Source organism: Janthinobacterium agaricidamnosum, from assembly GCF_003667705.1.
GTDB lineage: Bacteria > Pseudomonadota > Gammaproteobacteria > Burkholderiales > Burkholderiaceae_D > Janthinobacterium.
The window spans coordinates 2,417,979-2,441,416 of sequence record NZ_CP033019.1 but is presented as its reverse complement, the minus strand read 5'-3'; the positions used below and the strand labels follow the sequence as shown (position 1 = coordinate 2,441,416).

The following is a 23,438-nucleotide window of genomic DNA, read 5'->3' as shown; positions in this document are numbered from 1 at the left end:
TCAACTTACCTCAACCCCGTCCCGGAGTTACCATGCACGACACGTCACACAAGGCCCCCGTGTGGGCCATGCGCTACCTGCTATTTATTGCCGGCATGGGGGGATTGCTGTACGGCATAGACATCGGCATCATCGCCGGCGCCCTGCCCTACCTGGAATCGACGGCCTCCGTGGCCTGGAAACTGACGGCCCAGCAGCTGAGCTTTATCGTCGCCGCCGTGCTCCTGGGTTCGGTGCTGTCGTCGCTGTTCGCCGGCGCCCTGGCCGATATCCTGGGCCGGCGCTGGGTAATGTTCCTGGCCGGCGCCCTGTTCAGCGCCAGCATCCCGCTGATCGCCCTGGCCGACGGCTACACGCCGCTGCTGCTGGGCCGCCTGCTGCAAGGCATCAGCGGCGGCTTGATCGGCGTCGTCGTGCCCCTGTACCTGGCCGAATGCCTGCCCGCGCAACAGCGTGGGCGCGGTGCCGCCCTGTTCCAGCTGCTGCTGACCATCGGCCTGGTAGCGGCCGCCCTGATCGGCCTGCTGCAGGCGCAGACGGTGGAAACGGCCACGCAGGCGGCGCAGTCGTTGCCGGAAGCGGGCCGCATCGCCGCCATCTTCGCGGCCAAGGACCACGCCTGGCGCAGCATCTTCTGGGTCTGCCTGGCGCCTGGCCTCGTATTCACCATCGGCGCCCTGCTGCTGGCCGAGTCGCCGCGCTGGCTGGCGCGCCGCGGCCGCGTCGAACAGGCGCGCCAGTCGCTGCTGCGCACGCGCCTGCCCGCCGCCGCCGACCTGGAACTGCGCGAAATGCTCGATACGCCCGAGAACGCGGCCAAGGCCAGCGGCAATGCCAGGGCAAAAGACCCGCTCTTGAGCCGCCGCTACGTGCTGCCCTTCCTGCTGGCCTGCCTGATCCTCGCCTGCACGCAGGCGACGGGCATCAATTCCATCCTCGCCTATGTCGTCAATATCCTGAACCAGGCCGGCCTGTCGGGCGCCTCGGCCAATATGGCGGACGTCTTGCTGAAAGTGCTGAACGCCGTGATGACGGTGGTGGCCGTGCTGCTGGTCGACCGCAAGGGCCGCAAGTTCCTGCTGATGCTGGGCACGGGCGGCATCGTCGTCTCGCTGCTGGCGGCCGGGCTGCTGTTCCGCGGCGCCGAAGCCCACCTGGCCGACGTGCGCCCCGCCATCGCCGCCCAGGTGCAAAACGACGGCCTGGCCGTGCACCTCGATGCGGCCACCTTGACGGCCCTGGGCGCGGCCGCCGACGGCACGCCGCAGCAGCTGACCATCGCCTACGCCTACGGTCCGTTCACCAACGTGAAAAGCCTGCGCAGCGACGACCCCGTACTGCGCCAGGTGACGATCGCCCGCGAAGACGCCGTACAGGCCGACAGCGTGATCGGCGTGTTCTTCCGCAAGCTGCACCTGAACCCGTTCGCCGACCCGGCCGCCGGACGCGAGGCGCCGCTGCGCATCGAGAAGGCCAGCCTGGGCCCCGTGCCCCCGTCCACGCACGGCTGGCTGGTGGCGATCGCCATCTGCGTGTTCGTCTCCAGCTTTGCCGTGGGACCGGGCGTGTGCGTGTGGCTGGCCCTGTCCGAGCTGATGCCGACCCGCATCCGCTCGAACGGCATGAGCATCGCGCTGCTGGTCAACCAGTTCGTCTCGACCGTGATCGCCGCCATCTTCCTGCCGACCGTGGGCTTGCACGGTTATTCGACCCTGTTCTTCTTCGGCGCCGGCTGCACCGTGCTGTACTTCCTGGCGGCCGCGTTTTTGTTGCCTGAGACCAAGGGCAAGACCCTGGAAGAGATCGAAGCGCACTTTTCCAAGTAAGCCCGAGTAACCAACTGTAGCAGTCTCCTTTCCAGCCCCGGCCCACCGTCCGGGGCTGTTTTTTTGCCTGCCGGTCAAGTTGACAGGGCCGGCGCGCACGGTAGCGTACGGTTTTCCTTCTGGAATCACGGGCGCGTGGGCTAGAATCTGGCTGCGTCGTGCTACTCACGAGGCGGCAATGGCGCCATGACAAAAACCACCAGGAGACACAGTGAGCTTATTTAGAACCAAGAATTTGGATGACATGATTGCCCACAGCAAGAAGCCGGGAGGTCTGGCCAAGGTGCTGGGACCGTTCGACCTTGTGCTCATGGGCATCGGCGCCATCGTCGGCACCGGTATTTTCGTACTCACCGGCACGGGCGCGCTGACGGCCGGTCCCGCCCTGTCGCTGTCGTTCGTCGTGGCGGCCGTCGCCTGCTGCTTCGCCGCCCTGTGCTATGCGGAATTCGCCTCCACCGTGCCCGTGGCCGGCTCCATCTACACCTACAGCTATGCCACCCTGGGCGAGCTGGCGGCCTGGATGATAGGCTGGGACTTGCTGCTCGAATACGGCCTGGCCGCGGCCGCCGTCTCCGTCGGCTGGTCCGGCTATTTCCAGTCGCTGCTGTCGGGCTTTGGCATCGCCCTGCCCGTGGCCCTGACGGCCGCGCCGGGCGCGCTGCCCGGCGTGACGACCTTCATCAACCTGCCGGCCCTCGTCATCATGCTGCTGCTGACGGCCATGCTGGGCTGGGGCGTGCGCGAATCGGCGCGCCTGAACAACATCATGGTGGCCATCAAGGTGGGCGTGGTGCTGCTGTTCATCATCTTCGGCGCGCGCCACGTGCAGCCGGCCAACTGGCAGCCCTACATGCCGTTCGGCTACCACGGCATGCTGAGCGCCGCCGCCCTCGTCTTCTTCGCCTTCATCGGCTTCGACGCCGTCACCTCGGCCGCCGAGGAAGTCAAGAAACCGTCGCGCGACCTGCCCATCGGCATCATCGGCTCGCTGGCCGTGTGCGCCGTACTGTACGTGGTGGTCTCGGCCATCATGACGGGCATCGTGCCGTACCAGAAATTCCTCGGTGTCGACCATCCCGTCTCGCTGGCCCTGCAGTATGCGGGCGAAAACTGGATCGCCGGCTTCGTCGACCTGGGCGCCATCCTCGGCATGACCACCGTGATCCTCGTGATGGCCTTCGGCCAGACGCGCATCATCTTCGCCATGTCGCGCGACGGCTTGCTGCCCAAGCGCCTGTCGACCGTGCACCCGCGCTTCCACACGCCGTTCTTCGCCACCTGGCTGGTCGGCATCGTCTTCGGCCTGATCGCCGCCACGATCCCGCTCAACATCCTCGCCGAGCTGATCAACATCGGCACCCTGGCCGCCTTCACCATGGTCTCCGTCGCCGTGGTGGTGCTGCGCAAGAAGCGCCCCGACCTGCCGCGCGCCTTCCGCTGCCCCGGCGTGCCGTTCGTGCCGGCGCTGGCCGTGATCCTGTGCGTGGGCCTGATGACCTTCCTCAGCTGGGTCACCTGGATGGCCTTTTCCATCTGGCTGGTGATCGGCCTGGCCATCTATTTCGGCTACGCGCGCCGCCGTTCGCTGCTGCATCCGCAACAGTAAGCCCGTCACTGCGCCATCGCAGTAAGATGGCGGTCTCGCAACCGTGCAGACCGCCATCCATGCAACCTTCCCCCGACCTTATCGCCCAGCTGGACCAGAGCACGGACCAGCTCAAGCGCGCGCGCCTGCGCAGCATGCAGCTGCTGGCCGCCGGCCTGCTGCTGCTCGCCGCGCTGGTCTTCGCCGTGGCCCGCTTGCAACGGGGCGGCCACCCCGCCTGGGGCTATGTGGAGGCATTCGCCGAAGCATCCATGGTGGGCGCGATCGCCGACTGGTTCGCCGTCGTCGCCCTGTTCCGCCACCCGCTGGGCATCCCCCTGTGGCATACGGCCATCATCCCGAACAGCAAGGCCGACATCGGGCGCAGCCTGGGCACCTTCGTGGAAAACCATTTCATTACCGAGCAAGGCATCGCCGAGCGCATCGTGCAAGCCGATCCCGCCGCGCGCCTGGGCGCCTGGCTCAGTGACGAGGTCCACGCGCGGCAACTGGGGATGGCCAGCGCCGGCGTGGTGAAACAGCTGCTGGCGATGGCCGACCACGACACGCTGGGCCGCCTGCTGCGCGAGCAGGCCAGCAGCTACCTGGGCCAGCTGAACGTATCGGACGTGGCGGCCGACTGCATCGACGCGCTGATCGCCGACGGCAAGCCGCAGCAGCTGCTGGACTTCCTGCTCGACCGGGGCGCCGCCTACCTGGACGACGAGGCGCACCACGCCGCCATCGGCGACTTCGTGCTGGGCGCCTTCCAGATCGAGAACGCGCTCGTGAAAAAGGCCGTGAAAGCGTACGAGCCGCGCATGATCGCCTCGCTGCAAAAATTCGCCCTCGCCGTGCGCATCGACCCGGCCCACCCGCTGCGCCAGCGCATCGCCGGCTGGATCGCCGACAGCGCGCTGCACCTGAAGGCCGATCCGCAGTGGCAGGACACGGTGCGCCGCTACCAGCTGCAGCTGATCGCCAGCGATACGGTGCAAGCGATGCTTGGCGAGCTGTGGGACGCCATCCGCGCGCGCGTGCTGGCCGACCTGCACGCCGACGCGCCCGTGCTGGCGCAAGCCGTCGCCAGCCTGGCGCGCAACACGGGTCAGGTGCTGGGCAAGGACGAGCATGCCCGGGCATGGCTGAACGGCGCCATCGTCGCCGGCAGCGGCGCGCTGGTGCGGCGCTACCGGGGCGAAGTGGGCGCCTTCATCGCCGCCCGCCTGGACTTGTGGAGCAAGGAAGAAATGAGCGAGCGCATCGAACTGGCCATCGGGCGCGACCTGCAATTCATCCGCATCAACGGCACCATCGTGGGCGGCCTGGCCGGCCTGCTGATTCATGCCGTCAGCCAGGCGGTGTAAGCGGGCTTTTCCAGCGCCAGCGCCTGGCGCGGCATCACGCCAGCTGCGGTTTCAGCAGGCTCGTCACTGATAACTGCTTGCGCGGCGCGGCAGCCCGGGCTGCCGGCCGGGCCGCCGCGCCGGCCGCCACACTGCGCACCAGCTGGAAGGAATCGACCAGCGTCGCCAGTTGCACGGCCTGCTGCTGCATGCCGGCCGCGGCGGCGGCGGCCTGCTCGACCAGGGCCGCATTTTGCTGCGTCACGTCGTCCATCTGCGTGATGGCCTGGTTGATTTGTTCGATACCCTCGCTCTGCTCCTGGCTGGCCGCCGTAATGTCCGCCATGTAGCCGGCCACCTGGCGCACCGACTGCTCGATATCGCCCATCGTCTTGCCGGCGTCCTGCACCAGCCGGCTGCCCGCCCCCACCTTGTCCACCGAATCGCCGATCAGCACCTTGATTTCCTTGGCCGCCTGCGCCGAGCGGTGCGCCAGGCTGCGCACCTCGGACGCCACCACGGCAAAGCCGCGCCCCTGTTCCCCGGCCCGCGCCGCCTCGACGGCCGCATTCAGCGCCAGGATATTCGTCTGGAAGGCGATGCCGTCGATCACGCCGATGATGTCGACGATCTTGCGCGAGCTGTCCTGGATCGAGCCCATGGTGGCAATCACCTGCGACATGGCTTGTTCGCCCTTGTGCGCGGTCTCGGAGGCGGTACTGACGAGGCGGTTCGCCTCGCGCGCATTGTCGGCATTCTGCCTGACCGTGCCGGTCAGTTCTTCCATGGACGACGCCGTCTCTTCCAGTGCGCTGGCCTGCGACTCCGTGCGCCGCGACAGGTTCGCATTGCCTGCGGCGATTTCCTCCGCGCCGCGGCCCACCACGCCCGTCGATTCCTTGATTTGCCCGACCAGCAGCTTGACGTTCGTCTGCAGGACGCGCAGCGCCTGCGCCACCGCCGTCAGTTCGTCGTTGCCGCTGGCGCTGATGTTGCCCGACAGGTCGCCCGCGCTCATGCGCTCGATATCGCCGCGCATGCGCTCCAGCGGCACCACGGCCGCGCGCTGCACGGTGTAGCCGCCGGCCGCGCACGACACCACGCCGCAGAGAGTGCTGAACAGCATCGGCATGCCGGCGTGTCCCGACGCCACATAGGAGATGGCCGGCGCGGCAACGAACAGCAGCGCCAGCGAGCCGAACACGAGGGACATCCGGGCGCGCAGCGTCAGTTGCGCCAGCGGATTCAGGCGCCGCACGAGCGAGCGGTGCACGGCCACGCCCTCGCGCACTTCCAGCGTCGTGCCGCCTTGCTTGATGGCCTGGTATGCCTGCTCGGCAGCGGCCACCTGTTCCCGGCTGGGCTTGACGCGGATCGAGGTGTAGCCCACCATCTGGCCATTTTCCAGCATCGGCGCGGCATTCGCTTCCACCCAGTAGTAATCGCCATTCTTGCAGCGGTTCTTGACCATGCCCGTCCACGCCTTGCCGCTCTTGATGGTGCGCCAGAAGTCGGCGAAGGCCTCGGCCGGCATATCCGGATGGCGCACGATGTTTTGCGGCGCGCCGATCAGCTCCTCGGCCGAAAAGCCGCTGATATCGATGAAATCCTGGTTGACATAGGTGATGTTGCCCTTCAGGTCAGTCTTCGATACCACCGTCTGACCGTCATGAAGCACATATTCCCTGTTCGTTACCGGCATATTTGTACGCATTTCTGTCTCCCCTGTCCTACACAAGCGAATGGCGGCGCCACCCGAAAAGAAGCGGGCTCGCGCCCTGGCCTGAACAACACTGCTCTTTCCTGCACAGATCCTGACAAGTGACGAGAGGCGCCTTGCCAACAACTTGCCTCTATTTGCCATCTTTTTGACTTAGATCAAATTCATTTTGCTCCATGATTTAACCAATTACAACATTTAAATGAAAAATTTAAACGAATTTATCACTTTTGAAATGATGACAAATGGATAGATTTTCGCCTCAACAGAGGAAAAACAAAGCGTCTCGAGGCAATATCGCAAACAGGACGGCAGTTGCACGGCAAACACAAATCATTAAAATCATGAAATTCATTGCATTCTATTTTATTTGAGGTATGATGATTGATATGGGGAACCGAAAACGATGCGACGACATCGTGCCTTTCGCCACTCGGGAAATCCGCACCAATGTAGGGAGATACGCATGAACAAAGTCCTGGCCTTGCGCTTGCTCGACGCCGCAGAAGACGCTGCCGTCATCATCGACACCGCTTCACGCATCCAGTATGCGAACGACGCCATGTATGCGCTGAGCGGCTATGCGCAGGGCAGCCTGGCGGGCCAGCAGATCGAAGCGCTGCTGCCGGATGCCGTGCGCGAGCAGCATGGCGCGCAGATCGGCGCCTATCTGGCCGGCGAAAAGAAGTCCAGGGTACTTGGGCACAAACGCCATTTCGCCATTCGCCACCACGACGGCTCCATGCTGCCCATCGTGCTCAAGGCCATGGACCTGGGCAAGCTCGGCGACGAAAACTACATGGGCGCCTTTTTTATCGACCAGCGCCGCGAGCGCGCGCTCGAACAGCAGAATGCGGCCCGTTGGCAGCAGTTGCAGCGCATCGCCCTGAGCGACCCGCTGACCCATCTGCCCAACCGCCGCGCCTTCGAGGTCGAAGCCGTGCGCGCGGCCGCGCGTGCCAGACGCGCCCACACCCCACTGGCCATCGGCATCGCCGACATCGACTTCTTCAAACACGTCAACGACCAGCATGGCCATGCCGCCGGCGATGCCGTCCTGCAAACCATCGCCGCCGTGTTCCAGTTCCAGGCGCGGGCCTCGGACGTCGTCGCCCGCGTGGGAGGCGAGGAATTCGGTTTCCTGTTCCCGCATACGAACATGAGCATGGCCTGCCAGGTGGCCGAGCGCATACGCCGCGCCGTGGAAGAGACGCGTTTCGAGTTCGGCAAGCTGTCCATTCCGGTGACGATCAGCATCGGAATGGCGCCGCTGCCCGACAACGGCGACTGGAAGGCGGCCTTCATGCAAGCAGACGCCGCGCTGTACCAGGCCAAGAACAATGGCCGCAACCGCGTCGAGCAGGCTTGAATCCCGCCCGACACCCTTCGCAGTTTCATGCATCACGCAGCACCTGACAGGAGCAAGCACATGGAAACCATCACGACACATGCCGCAGCAGCGAGCCAGCTGGCGCAAGCGGATGCCCGGGAATTGCTGGTCTTCGGACTCGGCAAGGAGGAATATGCGATCGACATCGGCCTGGTGCAGGAAATCCGCGGCTACGGCGCCGTCACCCGCATCGCCAACGCACCCGCCTTCCTCAAGGGGTTCATCCACCTGCGCGGCAGCATTGTGCCGCTGGTCGACCTGCGCATCGCGCTGGGCCAGGCCGAACCCGCTTACGACGCCTCGACCGTGGTGATCATCCTGATCTTCGCGCATGGCGCCACCGGCATCGTGGTCGACCGCGTGGCCGACGTGGTGCCGCTGGCGCCGGCGCAGATCAAGCCGCCGCCGCAACTGCACGGTTCAGCCATGGCCGGCCACGTGACGGCCATCGGCGCCCTCGACGAGCGCATGCTGATCGTGCTCGACATCGACAGCCTGCTGGCGGGCATGGGCATGCACGCCATGGGCAAGCTGGCCGCCTGAGGCGGCTGTCGCCGTCCCGCCCGCCACCTGACCGCCATCCGCCGGAGACACCATGAGCATCCTGATCGTCGATGACAACGACACCAACCTGAGCCTGCTGGCGACCCTGGCGGGCAAGGCCAGCAGCATCGAACCCGTCTGCATGAATGATCCCGTCGATGCGCTGTACTGGTGCGAGTCGCATGTGCCGGACCTGGTCTTGCTCGACTACCGGATGCCCAGCCTGTCGGGCAACGAGTTCCTCAGCATTTTCCGCAAGATGCCGGGCATGGCCGACATCCCCATCATCATGGTGACCACCGAAAACGACCACGCCGTGCGCAAACAGGCTTTTTCGCTGGGCGTGACGGAGTTTCTCACCAAGCCCGTCGACACCATCGAGTTCAGCCTGCGCGTGCGCAACCTGCTGGCCCTGCGCACGGCGCAAACCATGCTGGCCGACCGCGCCAAGCTGCTCGAACACGAAGTGGAACAGGCGATCGCCAACGTCACGGCCAGGGAGATGGAACTGGTTACGCGCCTGGCGCGGGCGGCCGAATTCCGCGACCCCGAAACGGGCGCCCACATCATGCGCATGGCGCGCTACTCGGCGCTGATCGCCAGGGAACTGGGCCTCGACGCACAATGGCAGGACCTGCTGCTCAAGGCGGCGCCCATGCACGACGTGGGCAAGCTGGCCACGCCCGACCATATCCTGCTCAAGCCGGGGCGGCTGGACCCCGATGAGATGGCCATCATGCGCCAGCACGCGAAAATCGGCGGCCATATCCTCGCCGGCAGCGACTCGCCGCTGATCCGCCTGGCCGAGGAAATCGCCTGCGGCCACCACGAAAAATACGACGGCAGCGGCTATCCGGACGGCCTGGCGGAGGAGCAGATACCGCTGTCGGCGCGCATCGTCGCCGTGGCCGACGTCTTCGACGCGCTGAGTTCGGAGCGCCCGTACAAGCCGGCCTGGCCGTTGGCCGAGGCACGCCAGTACCTGGAGCAAAACAGGGGCAGCCATTTCTGCCCGCTGTGCCTCGACGCCTTCCTGGGCGCCTGGGACGAGGTGCTGGCCATCCGCGACAGCCTGCCCGACCCCGTCCCGCAACACGCCCACCCACTGTAAGCGAGGAGCCCGCCATGCGCGTGCAACAACTGATCCTGAAAAACCATGCCGACTTCGATGCCGCCCTGGCACCTCTGGCCGCCATGGCGCCCGACCTGGTGCTGGTGTTCGGCGCCTGCCCCTACTTTGCCACGCCCGGCCTGAACGCGGCGCTGCGCCGCCAGCTGCCCGGCGCCGTCATCGCCGGCTGCTCCACGGCCGGCGAGATCGCCGGCAAGCGCGTCTACGACGACAGCTGCGTCATCACGGCCATCCGCTTCGCCCGCACGACGGTGGCGATTGCCGACGCCATCATCTGCGACATGGCCGATTCGCACGAGGCGGGCGAGCGCCTGGCGCAGGCGCTGCCGCAGGACGGTCTGACGGCCGTCTTCATGCTGGGCACGGGCGTGGCCATCAACGGCAGCGCGCTCATCGCCGGCCTGCAGGCGAACCTGCCGCCGGGCGTGACGGTGTCGGGCGGGCTGGCGGCGGACGGCGGCGCCTTTCGCCAGACCTGGACCCTGGGTCCGCGCGGCGCGGCCGACAATACCATCGTCGCCGTCGGCCTGTACGGCGAGCATATCCGCCTCGGCTACGGCAGCCATGCGGGCTGGGAAGCGTTCGGCCCCGCGCGCAAGGTGACGCGCTGCGTCGACAACGTGCTGTATGGCCTCGATGGCGCGCGGGCGCTCGACATCTACAAGCTGTACCTGGGCGACCATGCGCGCGATCTGCCCGCTTCCGGCCTGCTGTTCCCGTTTGAAATGCTCACGGCCGCGCATGAAAAAAGCAATGTCTTCCGCACCATCCTCGCCGTCGACGAAGAACAGGGTTCGCTGACCCTGGCCGGCGACATCCTCGCCGACGGCTACCTGAAGCTCATGCATTCCAGTACCAACCGGCTGATCGACGGGGCCGAGACGGCCGCGCGCGGCGTCGTGCCCCATGCCGATGCGCAGGGCGACCAGCTGGCCCTGCTGGTCAGCTGCGTGGGCCGCAAGCTGGTGATGGGCGACCGGGCCGAGGAAGAGGTCGAAGCGGTGGCCGACCTGCTGGGCGGCGCGTCCTGCATCGCCGGCTTTTACTCCAACGGCGAAATCGGCATCGCCCAGCCGCATGGCAGCTGCCAGCTGCACAACCAGACGATGACCGTGACTGTGTTGAGCGAAGCATGAACCGCACCCTCGCCCGCCAATTGAACCGCGTCTGCGATATCGACTCGGAAAGCGCCTGCGCCGCCTTGCTGGAACAGGCGCAGGCACTGTGCGGGAAAGCCGACACGCCGCGCGAACTGGCCGGTTTCCTGGCCGGCTTGCCAGCCCTGCTGCAGCGCATCGACGGCGCCTACGACCAGTCCGAACGCGACCTGGACTTGCGCTCGCGCAGCCTGGAACTGAGTTCGACGGAACTGAGCATGACGAATGACCTGCTGCGCACGGAACTGGCCAGCCGCAACCGCGTGATCCAGTCGCTGCGCGTGGCGGCCGTGCGCCTGCTCGACAACGACGATTCCGGCCTGCACCTGCCGCAGGAAGGCGATATCGAGGGCCTGTCGGTGCTGCTGGCCGAACTGGTGGCGCAGCAGGAGCTGCGCCGCATCGAACTGCAGAACCAGCGCTTTGCGATGGACCAGCACGCCATTATCAGCGTCACCGATACGGCCGGCGTCATCATCTACGTCAACGACAAATTCTGCGCCATCAGCGGCTTCGCGCGCGAAGAGCTGGTCGGCCAGACGCACCGCCTGATCAACTCGCACACGCATACGGACGCCTTCTTTGCGCAGATGTGGCAAACCATTACGGCCGGCCGGGTCTGGCATGGCGAAATCTGCAACCACGCCAAGGATGGCGGGCAATACTGGGTGGACGCCACCATCGTGCCCTTCCTCGACGCGGCCGGCAAGCCATACCAGTACATCGCCATCCGCACGGAAATCAGCGACAGCAAGCGCATGGCCGAGACCATCGCGAAAAGCGAGCGCGAATACCGCAACGTCGTCAACAGCCTCAATGAGGTGGTCTTCCGCACGGATTTGCGCGGCGCCTGGACCTTCCTCAATCCCGCCTGGCACACCATCACCGGCTTCGACGCCGCCGACAGCCTGGGCAAGCATATCCTGCAATTCGTCGATGCGCGCGACCGCGAGCGCGCCGCGGCCGGCCTGGCCCAGCTGTTGGGCGGCCAGGTGGACAGCATGCGCCATGAAGCGCGCTATGTCACCCGCGACGGCGACGTGCGCTGGATCGACGTGTGCGCGCGCGCCGAACGCGATGGCCTGGGGCAGCTGGCCGGCATCACCGGCAGCCTGACGGACATCACGGAGCGGCGCCAGGCGGCGCGCGAGCTGCGGCACAACCTCAACTTCGTCGATGCGCTGATCGAGACCATTCCCATCCCCTTGTACCTGAAGGACGTGCACGGCCGCTACCTGCGCGCCAACCGCGCCTTTTGCGCCTTCTTCCATCTCGACCAGGCGCGCATCGCGGGCCTGACGGTGGCGGACATCCTGCCGCAGCAGCAGGCGCAGCAAGCGCGGCAGCACGACGTGGCGCTGCTGCAGGACCGGGGCAACCACACATATGAAGACCGGGTGATCGTCGGCACGCGGCAGGTCGATGTCCTGTGCAGCAAGGCGGCCCTGCTGAAGTCCGACGGCAGCCTGCACGGTCTGGTGGGCACCATCGTCGACATTTCCAGTCAGAAGGCGGCCGAGCGCGCGCTGCTGCTGGCCAAGGAAGTGGCCGAATCGGCCAGCCGCTCGAAGAGCGAATTTCTGGCCAACATGAGCCACGAGATCCGCACGCCGATGAACGGCATCCTGGGCATGACGGACCTGGTGCTCGATTCCGACCTCGATGCCCACCAGCGCAAGTACCTGGAAATCGTCAAGGCCTCGGCCGACGCCCTGCTGTGCATCATCAACGACATCCTCGATTTCTCGAAGATCGAGGCGGGCATGCTGACCCTGGAAAGCATCCCCTTCGACCTGCACCGGTTGCTGCAGGAAACCATGCGCGCCCACGCCATGCGGGCGCAGACCAGCGGCCTGGAACTGCTGCTCGACGTCGATCCCGCGCTGCCGCACACCCTGCTCGGCGACCCGGGCCGGCTGCGCCAGGTACTGACCAACCTGGCGGGCAACGCCATCAAGTTCACGCCGCAGGGCGAGGTGGTCGTCAGCGCCAGGCTGCGCGCCAGCGGCGACGGCATGGCCCGCCTGCGCCTGTGCGTGCGCGACACCGGCATCGGCATCGCCGCCGACATGCAGGAGGCCGTCTTCGACGCCTTCCAGCAGGAAGACGGTTCGACCACGCGGCGCTTCGGCGGCACGGGCCTGGGCCTGTCGATCACGCGCCGCCTGGTGACGATGATGGGAGGCCGCATCGGCCTGTCGAGCGAACTGGGCAAGGGCAGCTGCTTCACCGTGGACCTGGCCTTGCCCATCGGCGAACAGCAGTCCTTGCCGTCGCCCGGTGCCTCGCTGGCGGGACGCGCCATCCTGGTGGTCGACGACAATCCCAGCAGCCTGACCATCCTGCGCCGGATCTTCGAGCACAGCGGCGCCATGGTCACGGCCTGCGAGTCCGGCGAGGCGGCGCTGGAGCACTGCCGCGGCGCCTTGCCGGCGGACTGCATCATCATGGACTTCGCCATGCCCGGCATGAATGGCTTCGACACGGCATCGGCGCTGTCCTCCCTGCCCCACTGGAGCCAGGTGCCCGTCGTCGTGCTGTCGTCCTGCGGCAGCCTGGGCGACGCGGCGCGCTGCCGCGAACTGGGCATCGACGGCTACCTGCTCAAGCCTGCCAGTCCAGAGGAATTGCTGGCCGTCACCATGAGCGTGCTGGGCACCTGCCGCGGCATGCCCAGCGCCGCGCCCGTGGCGACGCGCCAGACCGTAAGCGAAGGCACGCCCGGCCTGGACATCCTGCTCGTCGAGGACAACGCCATGAACCGCGAACTGGCCACCGTGCTGCTGTCGAACGCGGGCCACCGCGTCACGCATGCGGCCAACGGCCGCATCGCCCTCGATTGCCAGGCCGCCGGCCATTTCGACATGATCCTGATGGACCTGCAAATGCCGGAAATGGGCGGTTTCGAAGCCACCGCGCAGATACGCGCGCGCGAAGCGCAAGGCATGCCGAGAAGCGTCATCATCGCCATGACGGCCAGCGCCTTCGAAGGCGACCGCGAACGCTGCATCGCCGGCGGCATGGATGACTACCTGTCCAAGCCGTTCCGCGCGGCCGCCTTCCACAGTCTGATCGAGCAGCATGTGCTGCAAATAAACAAGCACACGCCGCGCTTCGGCTACGGGGCCGCGCTGGCCGAGGCCGATGCCGACGTGATCGGCATCATCGGCGCATCGTTCCTGACCGCCCTGCCGGCGCAGCTGGATGCCTTGCGGGCGGCCATGCGGGAAGGCGACCGGGCCACCGTGAGCCGGCAAGCCCACACCCTGGCCGGCCTGCTGGCCAACTTCCGCGCCGCGCCGGCCGTCGCCATCGCCGCCGCCATCGAGCGCGAAGCGGCCAAGGCGCCGCAGGGCGCGTTGCTGGCGCGCCTCGATGCGCTGGAAGAGCAGTTGCGCCTGTTTGTGCAGGAAACGGAGGCGGCCATCCAGGCGGCAAGCCATATGCTGCACGCATCCGGCCAAACTTGATGTAGATCATAATTTTTTAAACAAGCTCTTGCTATCCTGTAAAAAAATGACAGGAGCCGTGGATGAGCAAGACGCAGCCGAGCGATGCGCAGCACAACGTGGAACATGAGCGCCTGGGCAGCGCCTGGCAAGGCGTACCGGCGCCCGACTACCCGGAAAGCGCGCCGGAAGGCGCCACCCTGGACCTGCTGCTGAATGCCTGGCTGGGCAAGTTTACGGGCGGTATTTCGCCGGCCGCGCTGGGCAACGCCTATGCCGACTGGCTCAGCCATCTGGCGCTGGCGCCATCAAAGCAGCAAGCCCTGCTGCAGGAAGCGTGGAAGAAGATCGGCCGCTGGCAACAGTACGCCATGCAATCGGCCATCGCTGGCGGCGCCGCCGAGCCGCCGTGCATCGCGCCGCTGCCGCAGGACCGGCGCTTCGAAGACCCGGCCTGGCGGCGCTGGCCCTACAACCTGGTCTACCAGGGCTTCCTGCTGCAGCAGCAATGGTGGCACCGCGCCACCACGGGCGTGCGCGGCGTCGCGCCGCACCACGAGGATGTCGTCACGTTCACCGTGCGCCAGTGGCTCGACATGCTGGCGCCGTCGAACTTCCTGCTGACCAATCCCGTGGTGCAGCAAGCCACCCTGGCAAGCGGCGGCGCCAACCTGACGCGCGGCATGATCCACGCGGCCGAGGACTGGCAGCGCGCCGCCATGGGCGCGCATGCGCCCGACCGGCGCACGTATAAAGTGGGCGTGAACGTGGCCGTCACGCCGGGCAAGGTGGTCTACCGCAACGACTTGATCGAATTGATCCAATACGCGCCCGCGACCGCCCGGGTGCATGCGACGCCCCTGCTGTTCGTGCCGGCATGGATCATGAAGTTCTATATTCTCGACCTGTCGCCGCACAATTCGCTGGTGCGCTACCTGGTGGGCCAGGGCCACACGGTGTTCATGATTTCCTGGAAAAATCCGCTGGAAGAAGACCGCGAGCTGTCGCTGGAAGACTACCGTCAGCTGGGCGTGATGGAGGCGCTCGACGCCGTCATCCGCATCACGGGCGCGCCGCAGGTGCACGCGGCCGGCTATTGCCTGGGCGGCACCCTGCTGGCGATCGCCGCCGCGACAATGGCGCGCGACGGCGATATGCGCCTGGCCAGCCTGACCATGCTGGCCTCGCAAGTGGACTTCAAGGAACCGGGCGAACTGTCGCTGTTCATCGACGAGAGCCAGGTCAGTTTCCTGGAAGCGGCCATGTGGAAGCAGGGTTATCTCGATACGAAACAGATGGCGGGCGCCTTCCAGCTGCTGCGCTCGAACGACCTGATCTGGTCGCGCCAGCTGCGCCATTATCTGCTTGGCCTCGACGAACAGGACAGCGACCTGATGGCCTGGAATGCGGATGCCACGCGCATGCCCTGCCGCATGCATTCGGAATACCTGCGCCGTCTGTTCCTGCACAACGACCTGGCCGAAGGGCGCTACCGCACGGCGGGCCGCCACATCGCCCTGCCCGACATCAAGGCGCCCGTCTTCGCCGTCGGCACACTGACGGACCACGTGGCGCCGTGGCGCTCCGTCTACAAGCTGCAGCTGCTGACCGACACGGACGTCACTTTTTTGCTCACCTCGGGCGGCCACAATGCGGGCGTGGTCTCGCCGCCGGGCCAGCCGCACCGCAGCTACCAGCTGGCCACGCACCGCCACGACGCGCCCTACATCGACGCGGACAGCTGGCAGCGCGAGGTGGCGCACCATGACGGTTCGTGGTGGCCCGCCTGGCAAGCCTGGCTGGCAGAACGCCCGGGCGCGCAAGCGGCGCCGCCGGCCATGGGACCCGACCTGGGCGATGCGCCGGGCAGTTACGTGCTGCAGACCTGACAACCAACAACCGAGGAAAACGCCATGCCCTACACCACCCTGCTGGTCCACGTCGACAATTCCCGCCATTGCGCCCAGCGCATCCGCCTGGCCGTGCGCCTGGCCGTTGCCGAAGGCGCGCACCTGATCGGCTCGGCCATGAGCGGCATTTCGCGCTACGCATATGGCGGCGGCGTCAACGCGCTGCAGTTTGCACCGGCGCAGATGCAGGCGCTGCGCACCCAGGCCAGCGAGGCATTGCACGACTTCGAGCGCATTGCCCGCGAGGAAGGCCTGGGCACCTACGAAACGCGCTTCGTCGACGACGATGCGCAAGGCGCGCTGCTGCTGCAGGCGCGCTATTGCGACCTGCTGATCCTGGGCCAGACGGATGCGCAGGATACGCCGTCGCGCGTCATCGCCGGCACGGCCGAATACCTGATGCTCCATTGCGGCCGGCCCGTGCTGATGGTGCCGCACGCGCCTTGCGCCGCGCCAGCGGCCATCGCGCAGCATCCGCTGCTGGCCTGGAACGGCAGCGCCGAAGCGCTGCGCGCCATCACCGATGCGCTGCCGCTGCTGCAGCGGGCCCGGCAAGTGACCCTGGCCGTCGTCAATTCGCACGCCCAGCCGGCCGCGCACGGCGAGCAGCCGGGCGCCGACCTGGCCCTGTACCTGGCGCGCCACGGCGTCAACGTCGAGGTGCTGCAGCACGACACGCCGCCGGGCCAGGACGTGGGCACGGCCCTGCTGGCCATGGCGGCCCAGCGGCACTGCGACCTGGTCGTGATGGGCTGCTACGGCCACATGCGCCTGCGCGAGGCGCTGCTGGGCGGCGTCACGCGCACGGTGCTGCAAGAGATGACGTTACCGGTGCTGGTGTCGCACTAGGGCGCAGTGCGGTAATTTTTCATCATGAACTGATCATGTAATATGATTGGCAATCAATAACAAACTTGGCGAACGCATGTTCAGACACTATTTGACTTTCCACCTGGCCTTGGCTTTGGCCGCAAGCACTGGCGCCAGTTCTGCAAGCCCCGGCAATCACCTTGATACTGGCTGCTTTGTCAGCGCGACAAAAGGCGGCGCCATGTGGGAAAACCGCCTTAAAATGGAAGAAAGTGGCCTGTTTCGCGTCGATTCAGGGGTGAAGAATGAAATCGAAGAACTCGCCAGCACATTTGGCGTTCGCGCGGACTTTGGTTTTATTAACGATCTGGATGGTGCGAATGCCTATGCCTCTCCGGGCCATGACGTCTATCGCGTCATGTTCGGGATCCGCATGCTGCACCGCATGAGCGGGACCTTGAACCCGGTCGAGGACAAAAAAATTCCGCAAAAATTCCCTGAAGTGTGGGAAGGGGCAATGGGCGGCGTCATCGCACATGAGTGGGCCCACGTATTGCAATTCAAACAGGGCCTGATATTTCCATCCCCCGTCACGCCATCGGAGCTACACGCGGACTTTCTGGCCGGCTGGTACATGGGGATGAAAGGCCAACGAATGAAAATTGCGTATGAAGAATTAAAGCAGGAATTTTTCGCCATGGGCGATACCAACTTCAACGATCGCGACCATCATGGTACGCCCGAGCAGCGCAGGCACGCCATGTCAAGCGGCTATGAACTGGCGACGTCCGGCATGCACGATGTACAACAAGCTTTTGACAAGGGAATGCGGCTATATGGTCTTTCAAAAAAATAAATGGCAACTGTCGCTGGCACTCATCGGCGCATTGAGCGTCGTTGTGCCGCATACGTATGCGGCAACGACCAGCGCATGTGAAGAAACCACCGTCGGCAGGCCCTTAAAGGGCTTTGAATTGCCGAAAAATGCCAGGAATTCCAATGACATCATTGCCGTGCTCGGAGCGCCGTTCTTCGCGACCTACCTGGCGGAAGAACGCAAAGACGTCCTGGTGTATGTGGACGGCTATTTTCGTGGCGAAAAAAAAGTGATGAACTCGGCCGACCCCACACTATATGAGGGATACTCAAGTTCGCAGGAAGGCTGTGGCGTGGCCTTGATATTCACTTTCTCGCCAGCAGGCATGGTGTTTAAAATAACGGCGTTGAAGATTGCCGACATGACCAAGGCGCATGCCAGCAAATTTGCGGATACGACGTGGGCAACCGCGGCAAAAGAATAGGCCATGTCGACAATTCGGAATGGCTCCGGATTGCCATGCCCGCCGCTCATCGCCGCATCACCGGTTTTTTAAAATCACGCCGCTCATGTATTGATTCAGATCGCGAAAATCCTGCACGCTCCAGGCGTGCGGCGCAATCTTGACGCCATTTTCTTTCAAGGTTTTCGGAATCAGGTCGCCATTCGGACGAAGGATGACCGACGAGACGATCACGCCGGGATAATCATTGAGCCGTTTCTTGAAAGCGGAGGTGGTCAGATCGGGGGTACGGGGATTGCTTTTATTCGCCAACGGCCCTGTTCCTCTGATTTCGGCTCCGTGGCACACGGCGCATCGCTGCATGTAGAGATTTTTTCCATTCACATTCTCCGCGAAGGAAGACGATGTGCGAAGCAGCGATAAAAGGCCCAGCGTAGCGGTGAATACTAATTTCATTGTCATGTAGTTTGTTATTGATATCAATCGGAGCTGGTGCAGGGCAAACCCGGTGAGTGCCGCTGCAACGCTCCAGATCATATTTTAACCGGGATTGCTCATTCGACAAGCGATGCTTGCAGCCGGGGAACGGCCTAGAATAGCCAGGCTGGACACTGCGCGGCCGCCTGTTGCCGGGCCGCGCGGCCTGTGTCGCACCCCGTCGGCGCCACCCACTGGAGCCGCGTCATCGTCGAATTGCGCCGGCAGGGCCACACGGCCATCCGCGCCGTCGAACTTCCCTTGACCTCGCTGGCCGACGACGCCGAGCGCACGCGCAAGATGGTGGCGCAAGTAAATGGCCCGGTGTTGCTGGTAGGACACTCCTATGGCGGCGCCGTCATCAGCGTGGCCGGCAATGCGCCGAATGTGGCGGGCCTCGTGTACATCGCCGCCTTCGCCCCCGATGCGGGCGAAAGCCCGGGCAGCATCACGCAGGAACACCCGCCCCTGGGTGCGGCCAATCTGGAAGGCGACAGCGACGGCTATCTGTGGGTCAAACCCGAGCAATACCATGACAGCTTTTGCCAGGACCTCGACGCGGAAGAAGGCGCCGTGCTGGGCGTGGTGCAGAAGGCACCGCTGGCCAGCACCTTCGGCGACACCGTCAACGACCCGGCCTGGAAGCATAAGCCCAGCTGGTACCAGGTTTCCAGCGCCGACCGCATGATTTCCCCCGTCAACCAGGAGCGCATGGCGGTGCGCCTGCAAGCGCGCAAAGTCATCACGCTCAACGCCAGCCATGCGTCGCTGGCCTCGCGTCCCGTGGAGGTGGCGGCGCTGATCCTGGAGGCGGCAAGCGCGGTGGCGCAGGCATAGGCGGCACGGGCAAAAAAGGCTATGTCACCGTCAAATGTGGAAACTCGCCCAATGTTGCCTTCAATAATGTTTCCGGGGAGCGGATGCGCCCGGCGTCCAGTATCCAGCGCCAGCCCAGGTAATTCGGCAGATAGCGCGTCGCCACGCCGTGAAAGGAGCGTAGCCATGCCCGCAGGCGGCTGTGATATGCATTGACGTTCTGTACATGCGCGGCGCCCTGCACGCGGATGCCGGCACGCACATTGACGGCCTGGTGGCTGATTCCCGCTTCCTTGGCAAAGGCGCGATAGGCAGCGTGGTCGTCGGTCATCAGCAAGATGTCCTTGTCGATCACCGGTGGCAGGCAGGCATGCAGCTGCGCCTTCGTCAGCGCCCCTTTTCCCGCGACGAAATCGCGGGTTTGTCCCGTGCGGTCGCGCGCCACCAGGATACAGACTTGTTCACTGGAAATGCCGCGCTTGTGGGCATGGCCGCCACGGCGGCGCGCCGGACGCGTCAGATGCCGCGCGCCCTTTTCTGACTCCAGCACATACAGCTCGTCCGCTTCGGCGATGCCATGCAGGCAATGGGGCCGGTCCGTCTTGGCCAGGCTTAAAAACCGGTGGCGCCAGCGAAAGGCGGTGTTGCGGTGCACGCCCAGCTGGCTTGCCGCCTTGCGCACGGAAGCCGATTCGAGCAGGCAGTCGGCGTAGTCGAGCCACAAGGTCTTGTGGCGCAAGCGGGCCAGCGGTGTGCCGGTGAGCGCATTGAAGGTGCGCCCGCACGGCACGCAACGGTAGCGCTGCAGTCCGTGCGCATGACCGTGCCGATGCGCATGGCTGCTGTTGCAGGCGGGACAGTGTAACCGCTGCCGGGCCACGCTTTCGATCAGTGCCACGGCGGCGTTCTGCGATCCTGCCCCGCGCAGCAGAGCAGTGCTCGCCTGACGCTGGCGACGGTTCAGTACGGCGAACTGGGCGATGAAGGTTTTCCATTCGGCTGGCTGCATGGATGGTTCCCGTTTGTCTGCGATACACAGTCAGACAGCCGGGGCTGGGGAAGATTCCTTGAGTTCCCCTATTTGTCGGGGACAGAGCTCCAAAAAAAAGGCTCCTGAAAACCAGGAGCCTTTGGCGCCGGACAGGCAATGTGGTCCGCACCGGCAGCTCTGGGGTACAGCGCCGGCCGGACCGCTATCCACGCCAAGGAGGTTCAGCCACCTGCCGTCAACCGCATTGCCATGCCACTTCATCGTAGCAGCTGATTGCGCGGCAAAACTCTCCAATATTTGCATGCCGGCCTTCTGCCGCTACAGCCACCGTTCGCGCTTCAGGCGCCGGTGCAGCCAGTAGCAGCCGGCGATGATGACGACGATCACGGCCGGATAGCTGCCGCGCCACTTCAGTTCCGGCATGAATTCGAAGTTCATGCCGTACAGGCTGAAGACCATGGTGGGCACGGCCAGGATGGCGGCCCAGGCGGCCAGGCGCTTGACGACCTCGTTCTGGCGGATCGAAATTTGCCCCAGCGCCACCTGCATGGCCGAATTGACCAGCTCGCGCATCTGCCCCGCCGTGTGCGTGACCCGTTTGACGTGGTCGAGGATGTCGCGGTAATAGATGCGGTTTTCCTTGGGCACTATGTCGCCATGGAAACGGATCAGCTGGGTGCAGATGTCGTGCAGGGGATTGACGGCCGCATCGAGTTTCAGCAGCTCCGTCTTGAGCTGGTAGAAATCCTGCAGCTTGTCTTCGCTCAGGCTGGGCTTGAACAGCTGCAATTCATAGTGCTGGAAACGGGCCTGCAAATGGTCGATGCACGGCTGGTACTGGTCGACGATGAAATCGATGATGGAATACAGCACGTAGCCGGGGCCGCTGGCCAGCTTCTCGGGCACGCTTTCCTTGCGCTCGCGCAGCTTCGCATAGCCGGCCGAAGGGCCGTGGCGCACCGTGATGATGAAGCGGGGGCCGAGAAAGACGTGGGTTTCGCCGTAGACGATGGCGTCGCCGTCCAGCGTGGCCGTGTGCATCACCATGAACAGCGTGTCGCCGTACTCTTCCAGCTTGGGCCGCTCATGCGCACCCTGCGCATCCTCGACGGCCAGTTCGTGCAAGCCGAAGGCCGATTGCAGCGCCTGCATGGCCGTGGCGTCGGGGCTGGCCATGCCGATCCAGACGAAATAATCGGGGTCGCCAAGAAAGTCGCCCACCTTGTCGATGTCGAAGTGGGCGATCTTCCTGCCGTCGCGATACGCTTCGCAATTGACGACGGCGGCGTGGGTACTGAGGTCCATGGTGATTTTCGGCTGGTGGCGGCAATATTATTGGGGGGCCAGTATAGCGGAAATGCCATGATGGCCATGCCAACTGAGCCAGCGCATTGACATTCGGGCGCGTCAATGTAAAATGAGAACCATTCGCATTTAAGAAGGGCCTGCATGCGCCAGCGGCACGGGACTTCCGCGCCAACTGGAGTGTGCCGTGACGTATGCCGTATCCCCTGCCGCCGATCCTGTCGCACTGCTGTATGGCCAGCACCATCCCTGGCTGCTGCGCTGGCTGCGCGGCAAATTGTCCTGCACCGATCATGCGGCCGACCTGGCGCAGGATACCTTCGTCAAGCTGCTGGCCACGCCTGGCGAACCTGCCGCCACTCTGCGCGAACCGCGCGCCTACCTGACCACTGTGGCGCGGCGCCTGCTGATCGACCACTACCGCCGCCAGTCGCTGGAGCAAGCCTGGCTGGCCACCCTGGCGCAGCTGCCCGCGCCCGCCGCGCCATCGGCGGAGGAGCGTTTGCTGATCCTGGAAACCCTGCACCAGATCGATGCCATGCTCGACGGCCTGGGCGCGAAGGTGCGCACGGCCTTTTTGCTGTCGCAGCTCGAAGGCATGGCGTATGCGGACATCGCCGCGCGCCTGCACGTGAGCGAGCGCACCGTCAAGCGCTATATGGTGCAGGCGTTCGAACAATGTATTTTGTTGCTGGCCTGACATGGGCGCAACCCTCGATGCGCGCGCCGCGCGCGTGGCGGCGCACTGGATGATGCGCCTGCAAGGAGGCGAACTGGACGCTGATGCGCAGCAGGGCCTGGCCCGCTGGCGCGCCGCCCACCCCGACCATGAAACTGCCTGGCAGCGGGCCGAGCAAGTCTGCCGCACCTTCGGCATGCTGCCCCCGCCGCTGGCCATGCCGGTGCTCGACCGTCCGTCCGGCGCGCCGCGCCGCGCCGCCCTGAAAACCCTGGCCCTGCTGATCGCCGCCGGGCCAGGCGGCTGGGCCATGCTGAAAGTGCCGCCGTGGCAGGCTTGGACGGCGGACCTGCGCACGGCAACGGGCGAAATCCGCCATCTCACCTTGCCCGATGGCAGCGCCTTGAGCCTGAACACGGCCAGCGCCGCCGACCTCGGTTTCAGCGACGCGCTGCGCCTGGTCCAGCTGCGCGCCGGCGAACTGCACGTGGCGACCAGCCCCGATCCGCGCCAGCGTCCGTTCATCGTGCGCACCAGCAACGGCAGCATCCGTGCCCTCGGCACGCGCTTCACGGTGCGCCAGGAAGACAGCCTGTTCGGCGCGCGCACTCAGGTGGCCGTTTCGCAGGGCGCCGTCGAAGTGCGGCCCGCGAAAGGCTTGCCCGTCATCGTGCAGGCGGGCTGGCAAGCCAGCTTCGACGAAGCGGCGGCCAGCGCACAGCAGCCGCTGGCGCCGCATGCGTCCACGTGGACCAAGGGATTGCTGTACGCGGACGACACGCCGCTGGCCGACGTGCTGGCGCAGCTGAGCCGCTACCGCCACGGCGTGGTGCGCTGCGACCCGGCCGTGGCGCGGCTGCGCGTGTCGGGCGTGTACCAATTGCATGATACGGATCAATTGTTATCACTATTGCAAGCATCGCTACCCATCCGCGTGCAGCGCCACAGCCGCTGGTGGATTTCCATCGAACCCGCATCAATATTTTAAAAAAAATGTCCCTTTCGCGCATGTGCCCCGT

The 23,438-nt window shown here is 65.3% G+C and carries 19 protein-coding genes; 15 read left to right on the top strand and 4 right to left on the bottom strand.

Annotated features, from left to right (window positions below; all coding sequences use genetic code 11):
• Positions 1-32 precede the first annotated feature (32 nt).
• The 3 genes from D9M09_RS11055 to D9M09_RS11045 all read left to right on the top strand — a co-directional run bounded on the left by D9M09_RS11055 (position 33) and on the right by D9M09_RS11045 (position 4,781).
• A complete protein-coding gene (locus D9M09_RS11055) occupies positions 33-1,826 on the top strand; it encodes an MFS transporter (RefSeq protein ID WP_121669268.1) in 1,794 nt (597 codons plus the stop codon).
• A gap of 211 nt (positions 1,827-2,037) precedes the next feature.
• The gene (locus tag D9M09_RS11050; RefSeq protein ID WP_070313618.1) at positions 2,038-3,435 is read left to right on the top strand and encodes an amino acid permease; all 1,398 of its coding nucleotides are present in this window, start codon (positions 2,038-2,040) and stop codon (positions 3,433-3,435) included.
• Positions 3,436-3,494: 59 nt separating this feature from the next.
• Complete coding sequence (locus D9M09_RS11045) at positions 3,495-4,781, top strand: DUF445 domain-containing protein (protein WP_121669267.1); 1,287 nt, start codon at positions 3,495-3,497, stop codon at positions 4,779-4,781.
• A gap of 34 nt (positions 4,782-4,815) precedes the next feature.
• Here D9M09_RS11045 and D9M09_RS11040 read toward each other — a convergent pair whose 3' ends face one another.
• Positions 4,816-6,438 carry a methyl-accepting chemotaxis protein gene (locus tag D9M09_RS11040; protein ID WP_343216093.1) on the bottom strand — a complete coding sequence of 541 codons (1,623 nt, stop codon included), beginning with the start codon at positions 6,436-6,438 and terminating at the stop codon, positions 4,816-4,818.
• 508 nt (positions 6,439-6,946) lie between these two features.
• Between D9M09_RS11040 and D9M09_RS11035 the strand changes: the two genes are divergently transcribed.
• The 9 genes from D9M09_RS11035 to D9M09_RS10995 all read left to right on the top strand — a co-directional run bounded on the left by D9M09_RS11035 (position 6,947) and on the right by D9M09_RS10995 (position 18,172).
• Positions 6,947-7,849 (top strand): GGDEF domain-containing protein, encoded by a 903-nt coding sequence (locus tag D9M09_RS11035; RefSeq protein WP_070288158.1) that lies wholly within the window; start codon positions 6,947-6,949, stop codon positions 7,847-7,849.
• Positions 7,850-7,909: 60 nt separating this feature from the next.
• On the top strand, positions 7,910-8,413 hold the full coding sequence (locus tag D9M09_RS11030) for a chemotaxis protein CheW (RefSeq protein WP_121669266.1): 504 nt from the start codon (positions 7,910-7,912) through the stop codon (positions 8,411-8,413).
• A gap of 52 nt (positions 8,414-8,465) precedes the next feature.
• Positions 8,466-9,524, top strand: coding sequence for an HD domain-containing phosphohydrolase (locus D9M09_RS11025; protein WP_121669265.1), 1,059 nt, complete (start codon positions 8,466-8,468; stop codon positions 9,522-9,524).
• A 14-nt stretch (positions 9,525-9,538) separates the two neighbouring features.
• On the top strand, positions 9,539-10,681 hold the full coding sequence (locus D9M09_RS11020; RefSeq protein WP_070288155.1) for an FIST signal transduction protein: 1,143 nt from the start codon (positions 9,539-9,541) through the stop codon (positions 10,679-10,681).
• Positions 10,678-14,172: a PAS domain S-box protein gene (locus tag D9M09_RS11015; RefSeq protein ID WP_121669264.1), complete on the top strand. Its 3,495-nt coding sequence runs from the start codon at positions 10,678-10,680 to the stop codon at positions 14,170-14,172. The genes D9M09_RS11020 and D9M09_RS11015 overlap by 4 nt, the downstream gene beginning before the upstream one ends.
• 62 nt (positions 14,173-14,234) lie before the next feature.
• Positions 14,235-16,040 carry a PHA/PHB synthase family protein gene (locus D9M09_RS11010; protein WP_083287081.1) on the top strand — a complete coding sequence of 602 codons (1,806 nt, stop codon included), beginning with the start codon at positions 14,235-14,237 and terminating at the stop codon, positions 16,038-16,040.
• Between the two features lie 24 nt (positions 16,041-16,064).
• Positions 16,065-16,910 carry a universal stress protein gene (locus tag D9M09_RS11005; RefSeq protein WP_070217867.1) on the top strand — a complete coding sequence of 282 codons (846 nt, stop codon included), beginning with the start codon at positions 16,065-16,067 and terminating at the stop codon, positions 16,908-16,910.
• Between the two features lie 76 nt (positions 16,911-16,986).
• Positions 16,987-17,727 carry a hypothetical protein gene (locus D9M09_RS11000; RefSeq protein ID WP_070217865.1) on the top strand — a complete coding sequence of 247 codons (741 nt, stop codon included), beginning with the start codon at positions 16,987-16,989 and terminating at the stop codon, positions 17,725-17,727.
• Positions 17,708-18,172, top strand: a complete 465-nt coding sequence (locus tag D9M09_RS10995; RefSeq protein ID WP_070217863.1) for a hypothetical protein — start codon at positions 17,708-17,710, stop codon at positions 18,170-18,172. Before D9M09_RS11000 ends, D9M09_RS10995 begins: the two co-directional genes overlap by 20 nt.
• Positions 18,173-18,229: 57 nt before the next feature.
• Here the strand turns inward: D9M09_RS10995 and D9M09_RS10990 are convergent, their stop codons facing one another.
• On the bottom strand, positions 18,230-18,607 hold the full coding sequence (locus tag D9M09_RS10990; RefSeq protein WP_205602388.1) for a c-type cytochrome: 378 nt from the start codon (positions 18,605-18,607) through the stop codon (positions 18,230-18,232).
• A 189-nt stretch (positions 18,608-18,796) separates the two neighbouring features.
• On the opposite strand from D9M09_RS10990, the gene D9M09_RS10985 reads away from it, so the two are divergent.
• A complete protein-coding gene (locus D9M09_RS10985; protein WP_070217861.1) occupies positions 18,797-19,465 on the top strand; it encodes an alpha/beta hydrolase in 669 nt (222 codons plus the stop codon).
• A 19-nt stretch (positions 19,466-19,484) separates the two neighbouring features.
• Here D9M09_RS10985 and D9M09_RS10980 read toward each other — a convergent pair whose 3' ends face one another.
• A complete protein-coding gene (locus tag D9M09_RS10980; protein ID WP_070217860.1) occupies positions 19,485-20,453 on the bottom strand; it encodes an IS1595 family transposase in 969 nt (322 codons plus the stop codon).
• Positions 20,454-20,753: 300 nt separating this feature from the next.
• Positions 20,754-21,740, bottom strand: coding sequence for a magnesium and cobalt transport protein CorA (locus tag D9M09_RS10975; RefSeq protein ID WP_121669262.1), 987 nt, complete (start codon positions 21,738-21,740; stop codon positions 20,754-20,756).
• 187 nt (positions 21,741-21,927) lie between these two features.
• On the opposite strand from D9M09_RS10975, the gene D9M09_RS10970 reads away from it, so the two are divergent.
• Both D9M09_RS10970 and D9M09_RS10965 read left to right on the top strand, forming a co-directional pair.
• Complete coding sequence (locus tag D9M09_RS10970) at positions 21,928-22,440, top strand: sigma-70 family RNA polymerase sigma factor (RefSeq protein WP_121669261.1); 513 nt, start codon at positions 21,928-21,930, stop codon at positions 22,438-22,440.
• A 1-nt stretch (position 22,441) separates the two neighbouring features.
• Entirely contained in the window at positions 22,442-23,407 is a 966-nt protein-coding gene (locus D9M09_RS10965) for a FecR domain-containing protein (RefSeq protein WP_070217853.1), read from the top strand.
• The last annotated feature ends 31 nt before the right edge of the window (positions 23,408-23,438 follow it).